13 protein-coding genes, 2 tRNA genes and 3 rRNA genes are annotated in these 21,527 nt (G+C 53.9%); 11 read left to right on the top strand and 7 right to left on the bottom strand.

Translation table 11 applies throughout. From position 1 onward, the window contains the following. Positions 1-341: 341 nt before the first annotated feature. The 3 genes from folK to tsaD are packed head-to-tail and all read right to left on the bottom strand — an operon-like array spanning position 342 to position 2,311. Positions 342-854: a 2-amino-4-hydroxy-6-hydroxymethyldihydropteridine diphosphokinase gene (folK, locus tag ZBT109_RS10185; RefSeq protein ID WP_027705931.1), complete on the bottom strand. Its 513-nt coding sequence runs from the start codon at positions 852-854 to the stop codon at positions 342-344. Further along, positions 851-1,222, bottom strand: a complete 372-nt coding sequence (gene folB / locus ZBT109_RS10180) for a dihydroneopterin aldolase (protein ID WP_038279179.1) — start codon at positions 1,220-1,222, stop codon at positions 851-853. Before folB ends, folK begins: the two co-directional genes overlap by 4 nt. Before the next feature lie 48 nt (positions 1,223-1,270). Beyond that, positions 1,271-2,311, bottom strand: coding sequence for a tRNA (adenosine(37)-N6)-threonylcarbamoyltransferase complex transferase subunit TsaD (gene tsaD / locus ZBT109_RS10175; RefSeq protein ID WP_027705933.1), 1,041 nt, complete (start codon positions 2,309-2,311; stop codon positions 1,271-1,273). 267 nt (positions 2,312-2,578) lie between these two features. On the opposite strand from tsaD, the gene ZBT109_RS10170 reads away from it, so the two are divergent. The 4 genes from ZBT109_RS10170 to rpoD all read left to right on the top strand — a co-directional run bounded on the left by ZBT109_RS10170 (position 2,579) and on the right by rpoD (position 8,581). Beyond that, positions 2,579-4,072: an alanine/glycine:cation symporter family protein gene (locus ZBT109_RS10170; RefSeq protein WP_120185364.1), complete on the top strand. Its 1,494-nt coding sequence runs from the start codon at positions 2,579-2,581 to the stop codon at positions 4,070-4,072. Positions 4,073-4,257: 185 nt separating this feature from the next. Then, positions 4,258-4,473 (top strand): 30S ribosomal protein S21, encoded by a 216-nt coding sequence (rpsU, locus tag ZBT109_RS10165; RefSeq protein ID WP_027705935.1) that lies wholly within the window; start codon positions 4,258-4,260, stop codon positions 4,471-4,473. Positions 4,474-4,620: 147 nt separating this feature from the next. Next, positions 4,621-6,483 (top strand): DNA primase, encoded by a 1,863-nt coding sequence (gene dnaG / locus ZBT109_RS10160; RefSeq protein WP_027705936.1) that lies wholly within the window; start codon positions 4,621-4,623, stop codon positions 6,481-6,483. 244 nt (positions 6,484-6,727) lie between these two features. Beyond that, positions 6,728-8,581, top strand: a complete 1,854-nt coding sequence (gene rpoD / locus ZBT109_RS10155; protein WP_027705937.1) for an RNA polymerase sigma factor RpoD — start codon at positions 6,728-6,730, stop codon at positions 8,579-8,581. A gap of 340 nt (positions 8,582-8,921) precedes the next feature. Here rpoD and pabB read toward each other — a convergent pair whose 3' ends face one another. Together pabB and ZBT109_RS13635 are read right to left on the bottom strand one after the other, a co-directional pair. Further along, positions 8,922-10,373: an aminodeoxychorismate synthase component I gene (gene pabB / locus ZBT109_RS10150; protein WP_051524130.1), complete on the bottom strand. Its 1,452-nt coding sequence runs from the start codon at positions 10,371-10,373 to the stop codon at positions 8,922-8,924. Positions 10,374-10,632: 259 nt separating this feature from the next. Next, on the bottom strand, positions 10,633-10,926 hold the full coding sequence (locus ZBT109_RS13635; RefSeq protein WP_145984517.1) for a hypothetical protein: 294 nt from the start codon (positions 10,924-10,926) through the stop codon (positions 10,633-10,635). Positions 10,927-11,090: 164 nt separating this feature from the next. On the opposite strand from ZBT109_RS13635, the gene ZBT109_RS10145 reads away from it, so the two are divergent. From ZBT109_RS10145 to rrf, 5 genes are all read left to right on the top strand, one after another. Continuing rightward, positions 11,091-12,630: ribosomal RNA gene (locus ZBT109_RS10145) — 16S ribosomal RNA — on the top strand. 108 nt (positions 12,631-12,738) lie between these two features. After that, positions 12,739-12,815 (top strand) — tRNA-Ile (locus ZBT109_RS10140). 9 nt (positions 12,816-12,824) lie between these two features. After that, positions 12,825-12,900 (top strand) — tRNA-Ala (locus ZBT109_RS10135). A 344-nt stretch (positions 12,901-13,244) separates the two neighbouring features. Continuing rightward, positions 13,245-16,144: ribosomal RNA gene (locus ZBT109_RS10130) — 23S ribosomal RNA — on the top strand. A gap of 123 nt (positions 16,145-16,267) precedes the next feature. Further along, positions 16,268-16,383 (top strand): 5S ribosomal RNA (gene rrf / locus ZBT109_RS10125). Together the 16S, 23S and 5S rRNA genes with 2 tRNA genes alongside form the textbook arrangement of a ribosomal RNA operon. Positions 16,384-16,751: 368 nt before the next feature. On the opposite strand, the gene ZBT109_RS13870 is transcribed toward rrf, so the two are convergent. Continuing rightward, positions 16,752-16,904, bottom strand: coding sequence for a hypothetical protein (locus tag ZBT109_RS13870; protein WP_156934028.1), 153 nt, complete (start codon positions 16,902-16,904; stop codon positions 16,752-16,754). Between the two features lie 376 nt (positions 16,905-17,280). Here ZBT109_RS13870 and ZBT109_RS10115 point away from each other — a divergent pair, with 376 nt between their 5' ends. After that, entirely contained in the window at positions 17,281-18,588 is a 1,308-nt protein-coding gene (locus ZBT109_RS10115) for an MFS transporter (protein WP_051523703.1), read from the top strand. A gap of 157 nt (positions 18,589-18,745) precedes the next feature. Next, positions 18,746-19,954, top strand: a complete 1,209-nt coding sequence (gene fabV / locus ZBT109_RS10110) for an enoyl-ACP reductase FabV (RefSeq protein ID WP_027704749.1) — start codon at positions 18,746-18,748, stop codon at positions 19,952-19,954. Between the two features lie 271 nt (positions 19,955-20,225). On the opposite strand, the gene ZBT109_RS10105 is transcribed toward fabV, so the two are convergent. Further along, on the bottom strand, positions 20,226-21,200 hold the full coding sequence (locus ZBT109_RS10105; protein ID WP_084261747.1) for a YihY/virulence factor BrkB family protein: 975 nt from the start codon (positions 21,198-21,200) through the stop codon (positions 20,226-20,228). Positions 21,201-21,527: the final 327 nt, after the last annotated feature.

Raw genomic sequence — 21,527 nt, 5'->3', positions numbered from 1 at the left:
AAGTTCAGTCGCGGCAGTGTGGCCTATGTATGCCTATTGTGGGGCAACGCACGTAGGCGCCGCGGGCACGCCAGTCTTATGGGTGCGTGTTGTCGTCCTCAGCGGCTGAACGGGTAGATAAGAGCCTCCCGCAAATAGGGCTGATCAATGCTCAGTGGCGAATGGGATAGCGCTTCTTGTCCATAGCGCAGGGGAATATCGGTCACTCCAGAGCCCATACCATACTAACTTCAGGGCTCATACTATGAGCTAGTCCGCATAGCGTACTGGCACTTTGCTTGAGGATGGCCCGTTCCGTTACCGATGGCAGTGAAATGATGAGTCGATAAGGCTGCCTGCAATTATACAGCGGGGTGAGTAAGCACCGATGGCGGCAGCACTGTCAGCACGGGCAGGTCGGCTTTACGTTGTTCCCATAGTGCTTTGTACGACACTCTCTCGACTGGGTGTGTCGCATCGGGGTAGAGCAGGGCGAGGGGGCACAGCACATGTGCGAATCGCTCGATATCAGGATGAGGCAGTATGGGGTGTTGATCGCCTGAGGTCACTTCATCACCCCATAGTAGCACGTCGATATCCAGCGTCTTGGGGCTGAAACGCGGTTCATCGGTACGGCGGCCGCTCTGACGTTCAAGCCGCTTGCACAGCGCCTTAACTTCCTGAAATTTTTGGTCTGTTTCGACCCCTACTACTATATTGTAGAAGCGGCTTGTCGAGTCGTAGCCCACAGGGTCACTTTCAACGATAGGTGACAATGCCAATGGCCCCAGCGCAGTGCTGAGCGCATCAAGCGCCGTGCGAATATTGTGTTCGCGGCCAATATTGCTGCCGATGCCCAGCACCGCAAGGGTCATGCAGATACCTCGCGCGAGCGTTCGATCTTGATCCCCACGCTCGTAGCCTGTGGCACCGCGCCTGGTTTACGCAGCGTCATTTTAACGTGATGAATGTCAAACTGTGCCAACAGCAGGGCGCACATGCGTTCGGCATAGGTCTCTATCAGTTCGAAGCGGTGGGTGTGGCAGAACTCAAGCAGCGCCTCACTGATGGCGGCATAGTTGAGCGTGCCTTCCAGATCGTCATGCTGAGCGGCTTGGCGAATGTCCGTGCTCATTTCAAGGTCCATCACTAAGCGCTGATGAATGCGCTTTTCCCACGCATACACGCCGACGACGGTTTCAAGCACGAGCCCTTCGATAAAGACGATGTCACGGGTTGGCATAGTGTCCAGACTCCTCTATGGCGTTCTGCTGGTGGTCCAGCAACAAGATCAGCGGCAGGCGGGCGCGGGAAGTTCTGCCAGCGGCCAGCGGGGGCGCAGCGTCATCTGAGCATCGGGTTGCTGTCCGGCCAGCAGGCGCATCGCCCCTGCGTAAGCAATCATAGCGCCGTTATCGGTACAGAAGCGACCGCGAGGGTAGAACACCTCTGCGTCCTTGACGTGACGTTGAAGCATGCCTTCCAGCTGGCTGCGCAGCTTGCGGTTGGCGCTAACGCCACCGGCCATGACCAATCGCGAGCGGCCAGTCTGCTGGAGTGCACGTCGGCATTTGATCGCTAATGTTTCGACGACGGCATCCTCGAAGGCGCAGGCCACATCAGCGCGAGCCTGTTCATCCAGTTCGCCTTCGGCGTCCAGCGTACGCAGGGTCGTTAGCGTGTGCGTTTTCAATCCTGAGAAGCTGAAGTCGAGCCCAGGGCGATCGGTCATCGGACGCGGGAAGTTGAAGCGGGAAGCGTTACCCTGTTCCGCTAGACGGGAAACTTCAGGGCCGCCCGGGTAGGGAAGGGATAGCATCTTCGCTACTTTGTCGAAGGCCTCACCTGCGGCATCATCGACCGTTTCACCGAGCAGCGTGTAATCCCCTAAACCTCGCACGTCGATGAGCTGGCTATGGCCGCCGGAGACCAAGAGTGCGACAAAAGGGTACATCGGCGGGTGTTCTTCCAGCATGGGGGCCAGTAGGTGCCCTTCCATGTGGTGGACGCCCAGTGCCGGAATGCCCAGCGCTTCCGCGAGCCCACATGCCGTCGAGGCACCCACCATGAGTGCGCCAATGAGTCCCGGTCCAGAGGTATACGCAATAGCATCTATCGCTTTAAGGCTGGAGTTTGCCTCTTTAATAACTTGTTTTATAAGAGGAATTATTTTTCTGATGTGGTCGCGAGAGGCCAGTTCTGGTACGACGCCCCCGAATTCGGCATGCAGTGCAATCTGGCTATACAGTGCGTCTGCCACCAGCCCTTTGTCAGTGTCATATAGCGCAATGCCTGTTTCATCACAGGATGATTCTATCCCCAGTACACGCATGCCTTTTCCTGTCTGAAGTGATGTGTTCGGCCCATTTTATTCGTTTATGGGTTAGACGTCTCGCCATGTTTCGCGCAAAATGCACGGCTTCGGATCTCGCGTGGCACCATCGTGATGCCTCAGGTATGGTTTTGGTGCAAACAGCACGCACGGAGTTCTGACCGGGAAAGCAAACTCGACAAGCGCAGCGTTGCTTTTGCTCCATAACAACGAGGTAACTTGCCTGTGACTGACATGACAGTTCTACAAGAACTATCGACACGCTTAATGCACCTTTCTGATACAGCGTGGTTCTACGTGGGGATTCCCGTCCTGCTGCTGACTGGGATTTATTTCACGTGGATCGGGAAGGCCGCGCAGATTCGCATGATCCCTGAGATGTTCCGCGTGTTGAAGGACCGCGTAGGCGGTGACCACGAGGGACAGAAACCCATTTCTTCATTCAAGGCGTTCACCATTTCCGCTGCCTCCCGCGTGGGAACAGGGAATATCGTGGGCGTCGCGGCAGCAGTAGCCGTAGGTGGACCAGGTTCCGTCTTCTGGATGTGGATCGTCGCATTGCTTGGTGGCGCGTCTTCCTTCGTGGAATCTACCCTGGGTCAGCTCTACAAATCTGACGAACACTACCGTTACCACGGCGGTCCAGCATATTATATCCGTAAAGGGCTTGGGCAAAACTGGCTGGCGATCCTATTTGCCATCGTCATCAGTGTCACCTACGGACTGATCTTCAACGCCCTGCAGGCCAACTCCATTACTGACTCGCTGTCCTCTACCTTTGAGCTGACTGGTTCGGCGCTGATCAACTTCAAGTACGGTATGGCGTGTGTACTGGGCATCATGACCGCGATCATTATTTTCGGTGGCGTTCACAGCATTTCCAAAGTGTCTGTAACAGTTGTACCGACGATGGCGCTGCTGTATTTAGCAATCGGTTTCCTGCTGGTCGGTATTAATATCCATAAAGTACCGGGCATGTTCGTCAACATCATCACTTGTGCCTTCGGGCTGAAAGCGATGGTCGGTGGTGGCCTGGGGGCTGTCATCGTCATCGGCGTGCGGCGTGGCCTGTTCACCAACGAGGCCGGTATGGGGTCTGTGCCGAACGCAGGTGCGACTGCCGCCATTTCTCACCCTGTTAAGCAAGGGCTGGTACAGACCCTTGGTGTCTACGTTGATACGCTGGTCGTGTGCACTATGACAGCATTTATCATTATGTTGAGTGATACGTCCTACGGTCCGCAGAACGCTGACAAAGGTGCCGAGCTGACCCTAGGTGCATTGCAACTGGGATTGGGCTCTTGGGCACGCTACTTCCTAACCTTCGCCATTTTCCTGTTCGCGTTCACCTCCGTCGTAGGTAACTACTACTACGGTGAATCCAACATCCGCTATATGTTCCGTCATAAGTTCTGGCTGAGCCTATTCCGAGTGCTGGTCGTCGTGGCCGTCATGATCGGCAGTATCGCCAACGTCCAGATGATGTGGAGCCTTTCCGAAGTGGCGACGCTGATCATGGCGCTGACCAACTTGGCCGCGATCGTGTTCCTTGGCCGCATCGCGATGAAGCTTTTGCATCACTACAACGAGCAGCGTCGTCAGGGGTTGGAACCGATCTTCCATCGTGACGATCTGCCTGAGATCAAGAACATTGAGTGCTGGGACGGCTCCGATGAAATCACTCAGCGTGAAACATGGGAACGTTTTGAAGAAGAAAAACGCCAGCGTCGCGCAGAAAAAGCCGCTAAGGGCCTGATCTAAGTCGCATCCCTCTTGACAGAGTCGTTCAGTGGTTGCTGAACGGCTCTTTGCCTCTTATAATGTCTTGCTTCATTTCAGGCCGTACTCTGTTCGTTCTTGACGTGATGGTCACTTCGGTGATGTCACAAGGGTGCGTTCGGTACGAATTTTCCGAAAACGACTTACCCTAAGGTGGTGATCGCTTCATGCCTTCCGTCAAAGTACGCGATAACGAGCCGTTCGACGTCGCACTGCGCCGCTTCAAACGTTCCTGCGAAAAAGGTGGTATTCTTTCCGAAGTACGTCGTCGTGAGTACTACGAAAAACCGACCGCTGTACGCAAACGCAAAGCAGCTGCAGCTGTAAAACGTCACGCTAAGAAAATGCAGCGTGAACGTAAACGTTTCGAACGTCTGTATTGATCCGTACCTCGAAGTGGTCGCCTGCCACTTCCAGAAGGATTGCAAACGGTCGCCTATTGGCGACCGTTTGTCTTCATAACGTCTGCATGGCCCTATTTTCTGTTTCTATGTGCGTTCCCGTTCCAATGCAGTAGGCGGTAGATATCCATGGCTGGTCCGATTTCCCAACGCTTCATTGATGACCTGCTTGCGCGCGTCGATATTGCTGAAGTCGTCGGCGAACGTGTCACGCTGAAAAAAGCGGGCAAGAACCTCAGCGGCCTATGCCCCTTCCACGATGAAAAATCACCGTCTTTCACTGTCAGTCGCGATAAGCAGTTCTATCACTGCTTTGGGTGCGGAGCACACGGCAACGCTATTCGTTTTCTGATGGAATATGATCGACTAAGCTTCCCCGAAGCTGTCGAGCAGCTTGCCTCACGTCAGGGAATGGAAGTCGAGCGTGAAGGGGATAACCTCTCACCCCACGATCAAAAGCGTCAGCAGCAACAGCGCCAGCAGCGCCAAGAGGCGGATAATCTGCTTGAAATGGCTCAGCGCTTCTTCCTGCAGAACCTCAAACATGATGACGCCGAAGAGGCGCGTCGCTATCTTCGCCAGCGTGGTCTGAGCGATGACATCATGGCGCGGTTCGGTATCGGTTTTGCCTTTGACCGCTGGGATGCCTTGAAGGCACATCTGCTTCAGCAGGGCGTCAGCGAAGCTCTGCAGGCCGAGTATGGGTTGCTGGTGCAAAAGGAAGAGACAGGGCGCAGCTATGACCGTTTTCGTCATCGCGTCATGTTTCCCATCCGTGATTGGAAGGGGCGCGTCCTAGGATTCGGGGGGCGTGTACTGGGCGATGCAAAGCCCAAGTACCTCAACTCTCCCGAAACCCCTGTCTTTCATAAAGGGCGCGAGCTGTACGGGCTGTACGAGGCTCGCGAGCAGAAGGAACGCTGTGATTCGCTCATCGTCGTAGAAGGTTATATGGACGTGGTGGCACTGGCCCAGCACGGCATTACTAATGCCGTCGCAACGTTGGGTACAGCCGTCACCGAAGATCACCTACAGCGCATGTACCGGCTGGTCGATGAAGTGGTGTTCTGCTTTGACGGTGACGATGCCGGGCGACGAGCGGCCAAGCGAGCACTTGAGCATGTGCTGCCTGTCATGATTGATGGGCGGCAGGCTCGCTTCCTGTTTCTGCCGGAAGGAGAGGACCCCGATTCGCTGGTACGCCGTGAAGGTACCGAGCGTTTCCGTGATCGCATTCGCTGTGCCAGCGCGCTATCTGAGTTCCTGTTTGATCAGGCAAAGGAAGGGTTGGATCTTGGCAATATCGAATCCCGAGAGCGCTATGTGACGAGCGTATTGGGGTTGCTGGAACGGCTGCCGGAAGGGCTGCTGAGATCGCTGCTGTTCAAGGAACTGTCGGATCGCAGTGGAATCAAAGAAGAGCGCCTGACATCGCTGGCGGCACTGCGCCAACAAGGTGGTCGCAACGCTGCTTCGTCTGATGTGACGGCGGAACCCGCAGGGCATGTCACGGGAGCGTACGAACGCCGCGAGCCATCAGCGCGCCGGTCGTTCCAGCAGACACGGCCCGTCAAGGAGCCGGAAAGTCTCAAGATACTGCGTTTGATACTGCACACGCCGGGGCTCCACGGTCACCTGCCCGAGTCGCTGGAATGGTGTCCGCAAGACGAGTACGGTGCTCTGCTTACAGATGTAATTCAGCTCCTGAGGGCGGGGCGCTATACTTCGCCGCAGGCGGTGCTGGCACACTATCATGGCAGCGAGCAAGGGATGTTTCTGCGCACGCTATCGCGCCATCCACCGGATATACCGCGAGAATGCCGTCAGCAGGAGCTGGACGGCTGGATCGCATTCCTGAAGCGAAGACAGCAGACGGCCACGCCTCAGGAGGAGTATGATGCGCTGCTTGAAAAGAGTCGCCATACGGCACTTAGCAAGGAAGAAAAGCAGCGAGTGGCAGCGCTTCTTATGGAGCTTGCTGCTCAGCGCTAGGGAATACGGGGACGCGTTGGCTTGATAAATAAGCCCGTCGCCCTCACTTGGCTATTAACGGTCGCGCTGGTCAGCGCGATGTATCGCACGAATCAGCACACCTGAAACGCAAATCAGTTCACTAACACGAGGCGGCGCTTGTGATCCCTTCGGATCATCACTCAGTGTCCGGCGCTAAAGTCCCGTGTTCTTATGCCAGGGTGAGCGTCCAGGTGCTTCATTTTTCTTCGTCGAGATAGGTTCTATGGCTGGACACACACCGCAATCACGTCTGAAGGAGTTGATCGCAACGGGTAAGGAACAGGGCTACCTGACTTACGCCGAGGTCAACGACCACCTTCCCGAGGATATCGCCGATCCTGATCAGGTGGAAGATATCATCAGCATGTTTAACGACATGGGCATCAATGTCGTCGAAGAGGCGCCCGATGCCGATACGCTGATGATGTCTGACAACTCGCCAGACGAGTCGGATGCCGAAGAAGCTGTTGCAGCACTTGCCGCAGTCGAGACGGACATTGGCCGTACGACCGACCCCGTGCGCATGTACATGCGTGAAATGGGGACGGTTGAACTGCTGACGCGCGAAGGTGAAATCGAAATCGCCAAGCGTATCGAAGAAGGTACGCGCGAAGTCATGGCGGCGCTCTCCTATCTTCCGGGTGCGGTTGACTCCATTCTGGACGCGTATGACGAAACGCAGACGGAAGAAGGTGGTCGTCTTGTCGATCTCTTCAGCGGTTTCATCGACCCGGACGAGGGTGTCCCGGGCGTAGCAGAAGTAGAAGAAGAAGAGTCCATCGACGTCAATGCCGACGATGACGATATCGACGCGGATGAAGATGCCGACGATGATGACGATGACACCGAAACGACGGCTGAGAGCGGTCCGGATCCGGAACTGGCTCGTGTACGTTTCGAGCAGATCCGTGAAGTCGGTCAGCGCGTTACACAGCTCATCGAAAAGCATGGTCGCAGCAGTGCCGAAGTTAAGGAAGAGCAGAAGCGTCTGGCGGAACTGTTCGCCCCGATCAAGCTGTCTCCGAAACACTTCGATCGCCTGATCGCACAGGTGCGAATCAGCATCGAGCAAGTGCGTCAGCAAGAAAAATTCATCATGCAGTGCTTCGTCAAGCGTTGTAAGGTGTCTCGCAAGGCTTTCATTAGTGCTTTCGTGGGTAACGAAGCAGATCTGGAGTGGTTCGACGATTTTGTCGCCTCTCACTCCCGTTATGCCGACGCTCTGGCACCGTTCCGTGCAGACGTTTTGCGCGCGCAGCGTAAAATTTCCTTCGAACAGGAAATGGTAGGTTTGAGCGTTGCCGACCTGAAAGAGTTGAATCGTTGCCTGTCCATCGGTGAAGCTAAAGCACGTCGTGCCAAGAAAGAAATGGTCGAGGCTAACCTGCGTCTCGTTATCTCGATCGCCAAGAAATACACCAACCGTGGTCTGCAGTTCCTCGACCTGATCCAAGAAGGCAACATCGGTCTGATGAAGGCCGTCGACAAGTTTGAGTATCGTCGCGGCTATAAATTCTCCACATACGCCACGTGGTGGATCCGTCAGGCGATCACGCGCTCTATTGCCGACCAAGCGCGTACGATCCGTATTCCGGTGCACATGATCGAAACGATCAACAAACTCAACCGTGTCTCGCGTCAGATGCTGCAAGAGATGGGGCGCGAACCGACACCGGAAGAGCTGGGCGAACGCCTCGATATGCCGGAAGACAAAGTGCGTAAGGTGCTGAAAATCGCCAAAGAGCCGATTTCGATGGAAACGCCGATCGGTGACGATGAAGATTCGCACCTGGGTGACTTTATTGAAGACGGTACGATCGTATCGCCTATCGACTCCGCAACGGGTGAAGGCCTGATCGAAGCGACCCGCAACGTTCTGGGTGGTTTGACGGCACGTGAAGCCAAAGTGCTGCGCATGCGTTTTGGTATTGATATGAATACCGACCATACCCTGGAAGAGGTGGGCAAACAGTTTGATGTTACGCGTGAGCGTATCCGTCAGATCGAAGCTAAGGCACTGCGCAAGCTGCGTCATCCGTCTCGCTCTGAGTCACTGCGCTCCTTCATCGACGAGTAAGCATTTCGCCAATGCATTGGCCATGCTCTCGCACTAATGCAAAGCCCCTCGCTGCTTCTCGTAGTGAGGGGCTTTGTGCTTCACGCTATTCGGTAGAATGCAAATACGGCAGTGAATACCGTCTAAGGTAAAGATTGCCGAGAGTCTTGACTGGCGTCTGGGAGGGTGTTGCTGTTTAAGAAAATGGAGGTAAGGGATCAGAAGGGGGCGTAATGCGCACTAGCACTGATGCATATGCTTACCTGTTGTTTCCTTTGCCAACACCGACGCATAAAACACGCTTATCTCGAAGACCGAAGACCGAAGACCGAAGACCGAAGCATGAGCACCTTCTGGCATGCTATTCGGTGGTGTGGTCGCCTCCTTCATCGGTCGGGCCGGACTGTTCCAGAGCCTGCATCAAGTGACGAATCTTGGTTAGGCTTTCTGCATATTCTGCTGATACCCGAGAATCATCAACGATGCCGCCGCCGCCCCAAAGGTGCACGGTTTGTTGGTGGATAAGGGCTGTGCGAATGGCAATTGAAGTGTCCATATGGCCTTGTATGTCGATATAGCCAATTGCTCCGCAGTAAACTGAGCGCTGGCAAGGCTCTAGCTGTTCGATGATTTCCATGGCACGTATCTTGGGCGCGCCGGTGATCGACCCGCCGGGGAAACATGCACGAAACAGGTCGAAAGCATCATAGCGATCGTCGAGTATCCCTGTGATCGTGCTGACAAGGTGGTGAACATTTTCATAGGCAATGCACTGAGTGAGATAAGGCACGCGCACACTTCCCGGGCTACAGACTTGGCCGATGTCGTTACGCAGTAGATCAACAATCATGACGTTTTCGGCACGATCTTTTTCGCTTTGCTGCAGTTCCAGTGCGTTTTTAGCATCTTCATCCGGCGTTGTGCCGCGGGGGCGGGTGCCTTTGATTGGCTGTGTTGTGATGCGACGCCCTTGTGCCTGAATGAAGCGCTCGGGAGATACGGACAAGATGGCTTGCTGTTTTTCTCCAGTTCCCCAGCACATGAATGCTGAGAAGGGGGATGGTGTCGCCTTGCGTAACTGGCGGTAGGCCATCCACGCATCACCTTCGCAGGCGGCGCTGAAGCGTTGCGTTAGATTGATCTGATAGCAGTCTCCGCTTCGAATGAAAGCGATGACTTGGTCGAACGCTGCTTGATATTCGGCTGCGCTCCAAGTGGGCTGGAAGCGTTCCAGCAATGCAAAAGGGGCGGCTGGGTGAGTTACACGACGCGCCGTTAGTAGGGGAAGTATCTGGCGGCGGCGGCGGTTGGTAGCGATCAGCCAGGCTTCCTTGCGCTGATGGTCCTGCACGATGGCCCAGTCATATAGGCCAAGACGCGCCAGAGGAACGTCATCCAGTGCATGAGCTAGTTCACTGTGTGGCCGTGATGGAATGCGTTCCAACAGTTTCGAAAATTCATAGCTCCAGAATCCCAACAGTCCCCCTTTGAACGGTATGTGTTCAGGTACGCCGTCCAATTCAACGCGAAGGTCCTTCAATAATTCGCGCTGAGCCTCAATGGGGTCTATCGAAATATGGCGTCGCTGAGGGCACCGCGCGATGCCATAGCGATCGGTTTCTATAACTGCGAGTGGTTCCGCGCTCATGATGTCGAAACGCCCACCCTCTGAAAGAGGCTTGCCGCTATCCAGTAGAATGCTGCCTTCCAGATGACGCAGGCGCTCGAAATAGTAGAGCGCATCTTCTTGATACGTCAGTGGATAGCACTTCAGTGTGCGTCGGATGATCGGGTCAAGAGAAGTGGAATGCATGGCGTCCCGTCTTAGGCATGGAGTGTACGAACCAATAGTCAGAGGATACCGCACCGCGTGTCGAGAGCGAAAAAGCTCATCGCGGTAATAGGCGTTAGCGCTATAAGCGCATGGTAGCGCGCCTGATCCCGTCGCGAGAAGTGATTAAGTAAAAGGGAGCGCGCTCTTATCTGGAATTCCTGGCGTATAACGGGTGACTTTCGAGCGTTCATGAAGGAGTTGGTCTATGCTATGCGGGTGTGCCATAAAGGCGATATTCTCAATGGGCATGACGGTAGCTCATGCCGCTTTTGAAGGCGTTAACCGCCTTTGATTCGAAATATTGGAAAATAAAGCGAGAATGGCTTGCCAACCCCCGGTGATCTCTGTAAAGTACGCCCTCGCTGCCAGGGCAAACGCCGGGTGGCACGGAAGCTAACCTCTTGTAGGTCTTCGCTTTTTTTGAAGAGGTTTCAGTTGAGATAGCCGTATCGTCTCCTGAAATGATCGCCAAATCGGCGGTTGACAAAATCTTCAGGAAATGTAGAATGTGCTTCCACTTGCTGAGCAGCAAACGCCGCTCGCAAGACGCTCTTTAACAAGATGATCAGGCAATTTGTGTGGGTGCTTGAGGTTTTCGAAGTGAATCATCATTTCGAGCATCAAGTAACTCATCAATTCAATGAGTTGTTTCGATACTCGAGCCGGATTGGTCACCTAATGACCAATGAAAGATTTAAACTGAAGAGTTTGATCATGGCTCAGATTGAACGCTGGCGGCAGGCCTAACACATGCAAGTCGAGCGGCAGCACGGGAAGCTTGCTTCCTGGTGGCGAGCGGCGGACGGGTGAGTAATGCATGGGAATCTGCCCGATAGTGGGGGATAACGTGTGGAAACGCACGCTAATACCGCATACGTCCTACGGGAGAAAGGAGGGGATCTTCGGACCTTTCGCTATCGGATGAGCCCATGTTGGATTAGCTAGTTGGTGAGGTAATGGCTCACCAAGGCAACGATCCATAGCTGGTCTGAGAGGATGATCAGCCACACTGGGACTGAGACACGGCCCAGACTCCTACGGGAGGCAGCAGTGGGGAATATTGGACAATGGGCGAAAGCCTGATCCAGCCATGCCGCGTGTGTGAAGAAGGCCTTAGGGTTGTAAAGCACTTTCAGTGGGGAAGAAAGCCTGAGACCTAATACGTTTCAGGAAGGACATCACCCACAGAAGAAGCACCGGCTAACTCCGTGCCAGCAGCCGCGGTAATACGGAGGGTGCGAGCGTTAATCGGAATTACTGGGCGTAAAGGGCGCGTAGGCGGTCTGTTAAGCCAGATGTGAAAGCCCCGGGCTTAACCTGGGAACAGCATTTGGAACTGGCAGACTTGAGTGCAGGAGAGGAAGGTAGAATTCCAGGTGTAGCGGTGAAATGCGTAGAGATCTGGAGGAATACCAGTGGCGAAGGCGGCCTTCTGGACTGACACTGACGCTGAGGCGCGAAAGCGTGGGTAGCAAACAGGATTAGATACCCTGGTAGTCCACGCCGTAAACGATGTCAACTAGCCGTTGGATCCCTTGAGGATTTAGTGGCGCAGCTAACGCACTAAGTTGACCGCCTGGGGAGTACGGTCGCAAGACTAAAACTCAAATGAATTGACGGGGGCCCGCACAAGCGGTGGAGCATGTGGTTTAATTCGATGCAACGCGAAGAACCTTACCTACTCTTGACATCCAGAGAACTTTCCAGAGATGGATGGGTGCCTTCGGGAACTCTGAGACAGGTGCTGCATGGCTGTCGTCAGCTCGTGTTGTGAAATGTTGGGTTAAGTCCCGTAACGAGCGCAACCCCTATCCTTATTTGCCAGCGATTCGGTCGGGAACTCTAAGGAGACTGCCGGTGACAAACCGGAGGAAGGTGGGGACGACGTCAAGTCATCATGGCCCTTACGAGTAGGGCTACACACGTGCTACAATGGCGAGTACAGAGGGTTGCGAAGCGGCGACGTGAAGCTAATCCCAGAAAGCTCGCCTCAGTCCGGATCGGAGTCTGCAACTCGACTCCGTGAAGTCGGAATCGCTAGTAATCGCGAATCAGAATGTCGCGGTGAATACGTTCCCGGGCCTTGTACACACCGCCCGTCACACCATGGGAGTGGATTGCACCAGAAGTGGCTAGTTTAACCTTCGGGAAAACGGTTACCACGGTGTGGTTCATGACTGGGGTGAAGTCGTAACAAGGTAGCCGTAGGGGAACCTGCGGCTGGATCACCTCCTTAAACGTAAAATGATCACCTCGTGATCTTAAGTACCCACAACAAATTGCCTGATCTTGATAGAGCGAAGTACTGCAGGGGATATTCCCTGGCCGTGCGCAAGCAGTTGCCGGGTCTGTAGCTCAGTTGGTTAGAGCGCACCCCTGATAAGGGTGAGGTCGGCAGTTCGAGTCTGCCCAGACCCACCATTATTATATGGGGCCATAGCTCAGCTGGGAGAGCGCCTGCCTTGCACGCAGGAGGTCAGGAGTTCGATCCTCCTTGGCTCCACCATCTGACTGTCTTGATGGCCGGTTACCCAGTACTTAGTTTAGTGATCTAGCTTCTAGTCACGAACCAATCTTCATTGCCTGATGATTGATTATTAGAGAGTGTAATAATCAATACCACATCATGTGATGCATGTTGTTTCCTGACTGTAAGCTTCTTGCTCGCAGTATTGCTCTTTAACAATGTAAATCATGCTGATGCCAAGTCCAATGGAACGCCGTCAGATTTTACTTCCTCGGAAGTAGCATCCGATAGGCCGTGACATTGGCAAATGAGATACGTCTCAAGCGTATCCGGCGAAAATTGTTTTCGTTTGAATCGTGATCTATGACTCTTTCGGGTTATATGGTCAAGCGATTAAGCGCACACGGTGGATGCCTAGGCAGCCAGAGGCGATGAAAGACGTGATAGCCTGCGATAAGCATCGGGGAGGTGGCAAATGACCTTTGATCCGGTGATCTCTGAATGGGGAAACCCACCCGTCATAAGACGGGTATCCTTACCTGAATACATAGGGTATGGAGGCAAACCGGGAGAACTGAAACATCTAAGTACCCCGAGGAAAAGAAATCAACCGAGATTCCCCCAGTAGCGGCGAGCGACCGGGGACTAGCCCTTAAGTCTTAGTTGTATTAGCGGAAGTGTTTGGAAATGCACGCCATAGTGGGTGATAGCCCCGTACGCGAAAATGCAATTAAGGTGAAATCGAGTAGGTCGGAGCACGTGAAACTTTGACTGAACATGGGGGGACCATCCTCCAAGGCTAAATACTCCTGGCTGACCGATAGTGAACCAGTACCGTGAGGGAAAGGCGAAAAGAACCCCAGTGAGGGGAGTGAAATAGATCCTGAAACCGTGTGCGTACAAGCAGTGGGAGCAGACTTGTTCTGTGACTGCGTACCTTTTGTATAATGGGTCAGCGACTTATTCTCAGTAGCGAGCTTAACCGTATAGGGGAGGCGTAGGGAAACCGAGTCTTAAATGGGCGACATAGTTGCTGGGAATAGACCCGAAACCGGGCGATCTATCCATGAGCAGGTTGAAGGTTGAGTAACATCAACTGGAGGACCGAACCGGGATCTGTTGAAAAAGATTCGGATGACTTGTGGATCGGAGTGAAAGGCTAATCAAGCTCGGAGATAGCTGGTTCTCCTCGAAAGCTATTTAGGTAGCGCCTCATGTATCACCGCCGGGGGTAGAGCACTGTTTCGGCTAGGGGGTCATCCCGACTTACCAACCCGAGGCAAACTCCGAATACCGGTGAGTGCAGCATGGGAGACACACGGCGGGTGCTAACGTCCGTCGTGAAAAGGGAAACAACCCAGACCGTCAGCTAAGGTCCCAAAATCTTGGTTAAGTGGGAAACGATGTGGGAAGGCTCAGACAGCTAGGAGGTTGGCTTAGAAGCAGCCACCCTTTAAAGAAAGCGTAATAGCTCACTAGTCGAGTCGGCCTGCGCGGAAGATGTAACGGGGCTCAAACCAAGTACCGAAGCTACGGGTTCAACACCTTAGTGTTGAGCGGTAGAGGAGCGTTGTGTAAGCCTGCGAAGGTGTGCTGTAAGGCATGCTGGAGGTATCACAAGTGCGAATGCTGACATGAGTAACGATAAAGGGAGTGAAAACCTCCCTCGCCGGAAGACCAAGGTTTTCTGTTCGACGTTAATCGGAGCAGAGTGAGTCGGCCCCTAAGGCGAGGCCGAAAGGCGTAGTCGATGGGAAACAGGTTAATATTCCTGTACCAGACAGTACTGCGATGGGGTGACGGAGAAGGCTAGGTGAGCCAGGCGACGGTTGTCCTGGTGAAAGTATGTAGGCTGAGCAAGTAGGCAAATCCGCTTGCTTAAAGTCGAGATACGAGACGAACTGATTCCTCGGACTCAGGAAGTCATTGATGCCACGCTTCCAGGAAAAACCTCTAAGCTTCAGGTACTGTGTGACCGTACCCCAAACCGACACAGGTGGTCAGGTAGAGAATACCAAGGCGCTTGAGAGAACTCGGGTGAAGGAACTAGGCAAAATGGCACCGTAACTTCGGGAGAAGGTGCGCCGGCGTAAGGTGAAGAGACTTGCTCTCAGAGCCCCAACCGGTCGAAGATACCAGGTGGCTGCAACTGTTTATTAAAAACACAGCACTCTGCTAACGCGTGAGCGGACGTATAGGGTGTGACGCCTGCCCGGTGCCGGAAGGTTAATTGATGGTGTTAGGACTCGTCCGAAGCTCCTGATCGAAGCCCCGGTAAACGGCGGCCGTAACTATAACGGTCCTAAGGTAGCGAAATTCCTTGTCGGGTAAGTTCCGACCTGCACGAATGGCGTAATGATGGCCACACTGTCTCCACCCGAGACTCAGTGAAATTGAAATCGCTGTGAAGATGCAGTGTTCCCGCGGCTAGACGGAAAGACCCCGTGAACCTTTACTATAGCTTCACACTGGATGCTGATGTTGTCTGTGTAGGATAGCTGGGAGGCTTTGAAACTGTGACGCCAGTTGCAGTGGAGCCAACCTTGAAATACCAGCCTGACATCATTGGCGTTCTAACTTGCTACCGTTATCCGGTAGAAGGACAGTGTGTGGTGGGTAGTTTGACTGGGGCGGTCTCCTCCCAAAGAGTAACGGAGGAGCACGAAGGTACCCTCAGTACGGTTGGAAACCGTGCAGTGAGTGCAAGAGCATAAGGGTGCTTGACTGCGAGACAGACACGTCGAGCAGGTACGAAAGTAGGTTCTAGTGATCCGGTGGTTCTGTATGGAAGGGCCATCGCTCAACGGATAAAAGGTACTCCGGGGATAACAGGCTGATACCGCCCAAGAGTTCACATCGACGGCGGTGTTTGGCACCTCGATGTCGGCTCATCACATCCTGGGGCTGAAGTCGGTCCCAAGGGTATGGCTGTTCGCCATTTAAAGTGGTACGCGAGCTGGGTTTAGAACGTCGTGAGACAGTTCGGTCCCTATCTGCCGTGGGCGTTGGAAGTTTGAGAAGAGCTGCTCCTAGTACGAGAGGACCGGAGTGGACGAACCTCTGGTGTTCCGGTTGTCACGCCAGTGGCATTGCCGGGTAGCTATGTTCGGACGGGATAACCGCTGAAAGCATCTAAGCGGGAAGCCCCCTTCAAGATGAGACTTCCCTGGGGCCTTGAGCCCCCTAAAGGACCCTCGAAGACTACGAGGTTGATAGGCACGGTGTGGAAGCGCAGTCAATGCGTTGAGCTAACGTGTACTAATGGTCCGTGAGGCTTGACCATATAACCCCAAAGGGTTATAGACACGATCCGAAAACAACGGATACGCGACGAGACGATCTCGGCCCAGCATGATTTACAGATTTAGGTTGCGGTGCCTTAGGCATCGAGACCGAACCGAATACGCTTGACGACCATAGCGAGCGGGTACCACCTGATCCCATGCCGAACTCAGAAGTGAAACCGCTCAGCGCCGATGGTAGTGTGGGGCTTCCCCATGTGAGAGTAGGTCATCGTCAAGCATCTTTACTGAATACCCCCGGCCAGCAATGGCCGGGGGTATTTGCTTTGGGGCTTGGGGGGTAGGGGCCAAGGCAGCAGGCTAAGGCGGGTGATAACGGCCGCGCCTGCCCCCGTAGCCGTCGCTAAGAAGCGCAGATGAGCGCGGCAACAGAACGAACCAAGAGAAGAAGGGGAGCAGCGTAACCCTAAGGCCCTGCCACCGAAAACGGCAGGCACATCAGTAACGCACTGCCCCATCGTCTGCCGATCGCTCATCTGTCCCAAACAGCCAACGCCACTAGATACCGTCATGAAAACACCCCAATGATCCGCTACTCAGGCCATCATCGGGGTGTTTGGTTATGACAAGACGTCAAGACTGTAGCGTCTAGCCGTAGCAAGCGTACGCGGGTGTCCAGAAGTGTGCCTCAAGGCGTTCCTTCAAAGGCGTACTATCACAGCCTTCGGTCACGCCCTCTTCAACGGCTTGCTGGGCGACGGCCTCTGCGATGCGCAGGCTTGCCTCTTTTATATCTTTCAACGCGCCACGCTGCTGCTTTACGGTCCGTTTGTTGATGGATTCCGTTTGGCATAACGCCTCAATACGCCCTCGCTTCGTACTCTTATCTTTTCTCTTTATGGCGAGTGGCATCACTCAAAGCTTGCTGTGCTAGGGCAGGGCACCTTTATCGTCTCCTAGACCTTAGCGATGCAGGTGTATCTGTAAAGTAAGTCCGCTGCTGAAAAGAGATTGATTTATCAGGGTTTTTGAGGTGGATTACAAAAGAAAGTACTCATGCCATAACACTCAATAAATATACCGTTATCTTGCTGGTGAGATGATAACTCTCACCCTTATACGCCTTATTGATATACGCTAACGGCTTAAGAACGCTTTTGGGCTAGGAATTATTCGTATGACGTCATTGTCGGCGCTGGATCAACAGGCAGCGAGTTCTGCTTATCGAAAGATCAGTTGGCGGTTACTCCCGTTTTTGCTGCTCTGCTACATTCTGGCATTTCTTGATCGTATCAATATAGGGTTTGCACAGCAGCACATGCAGCAGGATCTGCATTTATCGGATGTGGCGTATGGCATCGGGGCCGGCATCTTCTTCTTGGGATATGTGCTGTTTGAGCTGCCAAGCAACCTGTTGCTGACGCGTATCGGTATGCGCAAAACTGTATCGCGCATCATGGTGCTGTGGGGGCTGACTTCTGTTTCGATGATGTTTGTCAGTGGGGAGCGTAGCTTCTATGTGCTGCGTGTCTTACTGGGCATATTTGAAGCAGGCTTTGCCCCTGCTATGTTCTATTACTGCACGCAGTGGTTCCCTAAGCGCCGGTTGGGAGGTGCTTTGGCCGTACTTGGGTTGACGGGGCCCATTGCGGGCATAGTTGGGGCGCCATTGTCTTCTGCGCTGATCATTCATATGGATGGGGTTCTATCTCTGGCAGGATGGCGGTGGCTTTTCTTGGTAGAAGGCCTTCCTAGTGTTCTTGTCGGCATCGTTGCGTGGTTTGTAATTGTTGATGAGCCTACCAAGGCACGCTGGCTGACGGATGCAGAGCGAAAGGCGGTTGTGAGTACTTTGTTGGAAGATCAGCAGCATACAGCTGCTCACACGCGCTTAGGGGCCTTGTTAAAGGATTATCGTTTGTATCTGTTAGTTGTCGGGTATTTCTGCTTTATTGCTGGGATTTATTTGCCACACTATTGGTTGCCGAAATTGATCGGCCAGGCGGGATTCTCTGGCATGAGGGTGGGCTGGCTGGCAGCGATCCCATCAGCTTTCATGCTGATAACAATCATTCCGTTTGCACGTCACTCGGATCGGCTTTCCGAGCGGCGCTGGCATACGGCGCTTCCTATGGCCGCAAGTGCGTTGCTGCTTGCTTTTGTAACTTATGTGATGGCGGGTTTTATCGAGCTGCCTTTTGCGCTGTTCTATGCCGTGCTGACGGCTGCAATTGTCTCAATGTATCTCGCATATGTCGTGTTCTGGTCGATTCCGCGTGAGCTGTTTGTCACCGGGCCTATGGCGGCCGGAGGCATCGCTTTGATCAACAGCATTGGGCTATGTGGTGGTTTCATCAGTCCTATCGTCGTAGGGTATTTGCGAGACGCAACGGGCAGTATGACAATGCCCTTTTTGCTGTTTACCGCTACCATTGCCGTTGGGGCATTGGCATTTGCACTGGTCCGACCATCTAGGGATACTTGATGCTTTCCCTATAGGGAAGTCGATGCATGTCACAAGAAATGCGGGTAGATGTCATCTAATCCGTAGGCGTTGGTGACCATCGATATTTATACTGTTTGTCCCGATCCTAATGGGTTATTAGAATGGTCGGTTATTCAATCTTTCAAGAGGTTTCTACGTGATCATCCATCCCAAAGTCCGCGGCTTTATCTGCACGACGACGCATCCTGTAGGCTGTGAGCAGAACGTACGTGAGCAGATCGAGATCACCCGCAAGGCTATCCCTGCTGGTGCAAAGGGGCCGAAGAAGGTGCTGGTCATTGGTGCTTCCAGCGGTTACGGCTTGGCTGCGCGCATCACGGCGGCATTCGGCTATGGTGCCGATACACTGGGTATCTTCTTTGAGAAGCCGGGTACTGAAAAGAAAACCGGCACAGCGGGTTGGTATAACGCTGCGGCATTTGATCGTTTCGCCAAAGAGGAAGGGCTGTTCAGCAAGTCCATCAATGGCGATGCGTTCTCTGATGAAGCACGCCAGAAAGCAATCGATATCATCCGTGATGAAATGGGGGGGCAGGTTGATCTGGTCATCTACTCCTTGGCTTCTCCGGTGCGCAAACTGCCGCAGACGGGTGAAGTGGTCCGCTCCGCACTGAAGCCGATCGGTGAGACTTACACGGCTACAGCGATCGACACCAACCGTGACACCATCATCGAAGCTTCGGTCGAGCCTGCGACACAGGAAGAGATCGACAATACGGTGACGGTCATGGGTGGGCAGGACTGGAAACTGTGGATCGACGCTCTGGAAGGCGCTGGCGTACTGGCTCCTGAAGCCAAGACCGTTGCCTTCAGCTATATCGGCACAGACATCACGTGGCCGATCTACTGGCATGGTGCGCTGGGGCGTGCCAAAGCCGATCTCGACCGTACCGCTGTAGAGTTGAATGAACGTCTGCAGAAGCAAGGTGGCAGCGCGGCGGTTGCGGTACTCAAATCTGTTGTTACTCAGGCCAGTGCCGCTATTCCGGTCATGCCGCTCTACATTTCCATGGTGTATCGCATCATGAAAGAGAAAGGGTTGCATGAAGGCACTATTGAACAGCTGAATCGTCTGTACGATGATCGCCTTTATCGTGTGGACGGTGCCGTTGCTGAAGCGGATGACGAAGGTCGCCTGCGCCTAGATGACTGGGAGCTGCGCGATGAGGTGCAGTCCGAGTGCAAGGCACTATGGCCGCAGGTCACCACTGAAAACCTGTTCGATATGACCGACTATGCGGGCTACAAGCATGAGTTCCTCAAGCTGTTCGGTTTCGAGCGCGATGATGTGGACTATGACGCTGATGTTTCTCCGGTACGCGACTTTGACTGCGTAGAGCTGTGAGACGCTAGTCCTGTGTGATTAAGGACGCCATAGCGCACAAGAGCCCTTCCATTCTGCATGAATGGGAGGGCTTTTTTATGGGGCATGGTGCGATCAGGCAGTGATCGTCTATTGGTTTTAGCGGCGCGCATGGCCAAACAGGCTGAGGGACCTCTGCTTTTGGTCGTGTCCCACTAATCTGTTTCAGGTGGCAGAGCGCCATTGTGAGTATGTCGGGGCGGCGCTCTTTTTGTCATGAGAGTCTGTTATGTGCGAATGCTCATGATGCTGATCAGATATCGTTACTGTCTTTAGCTACAGTATCTGCGGCATAGGCGTGGCGCTGCCCCATGGGTTTCGGTGTGCCCGTGGTGGTGTCCTTTTCGGTCGTGCGTTCAAGCTCGCAGTTGATGCTAGCGCCTAGCAGGATGATATAAGCCGATAGCCAGAACCACATCAGTAGGACGACGACGGCGCCGATTGACCCGTAGGTACTGTTGTAGCTGCCGAAATGGCTGACATACAGGGAGAATCCGAGTGACCCCAGTATCCACAGCAGTGTCGAGGTGATGGTGCCAATGCTGAGCCATTCCCAGCGCGGGGCGCGGCGGTTGGGTCCGAAGCGATATAGCACGGCGATGCCTAGGGTGATGATGCAGAGCATGATCAGCCAGCGCAGATAGTAGAGTGATGTCGTTAGTGTGTCAGCGAATGGAAAGAAGTTCATGACCACAGGAAGAATAGCAACGCTGAATAACATGAAGATGGCCAGCAGGATCATACCCAGCGTCAATACAATATTGATCACGATCTGTGCTAGGAAATGTCGCTGTTCCTTTTCACCATAGATGATGTTCAGCCCTTCGGTGAAGCTCTGCACACTTTTAGAAGCACTGTAGAGGGTGAACAACAGGCTGCCTATCGCGGTCAGATTCAATCCACGGCCAGCACTGGCGGTGACCACTTCGGCCTGATGCTCAATGATGGAAGCCGCTTCGGTAGGAATGAACTGGTCGAGGTTGACCAGCTGCTGCTGTACCTGAACAGGGTCGGCATACATGCCCCAGATCGAAATCAGGGCAGCAATGGCGGGAAAGAGGCTGAGCAGTCCATAGAAGGCAATGCTGGAGGCCATCATGCCGATATGGTGTTTTTGGATTGAGCCGTATACGCGCCATAGAATGCTCCACCAACCATGGCGAGTCACGCTAAGTGGGGACGTTGCGCGGCGGTCCCGCGAGGTCTTGGGGGAAGGAGACGTCTGCATATCGCTATCCATCGAGCTGGCGTGAAATCTGACGGCAGGCAACCGATAAAGGGCGGTGCTGCAGCAATGAGTGTCGGGCTTTTGGTTCACCCTACAAGCGAGCAATCCGGTATCGGCACGATGCGATCGGGGGCTCGCGTTGGACTGAGTTCAGGGCGTGAATTTTCTGCCGCTACACACAAGAGGTCGTGCCTCTAAACGTGCGTCCTTTGGGCTGGGCACGTGTGGGGCGGTATTGTGCGGTTCCTGAAACAGCCTCTTGATTCATCAGTATAGCGAACTCTGCTATTTGGCTGACACCTTTTCGATACGGACCATGATAGGCCG

This window comes from Zymobacter palmae (assembly GCF_003610015.1).
In the GTDB taxonomy this organism is placed as follows: domain Bacteria; phylum Pseudomonadota; class Gammaproteobacteria; order Pseudomonadales; family Halomonadaceae; genus Zymobacter; species Zymobacter palmae.
This window is presented reverse-complemented; position numbering and strand designations above follow the sequence as displayed.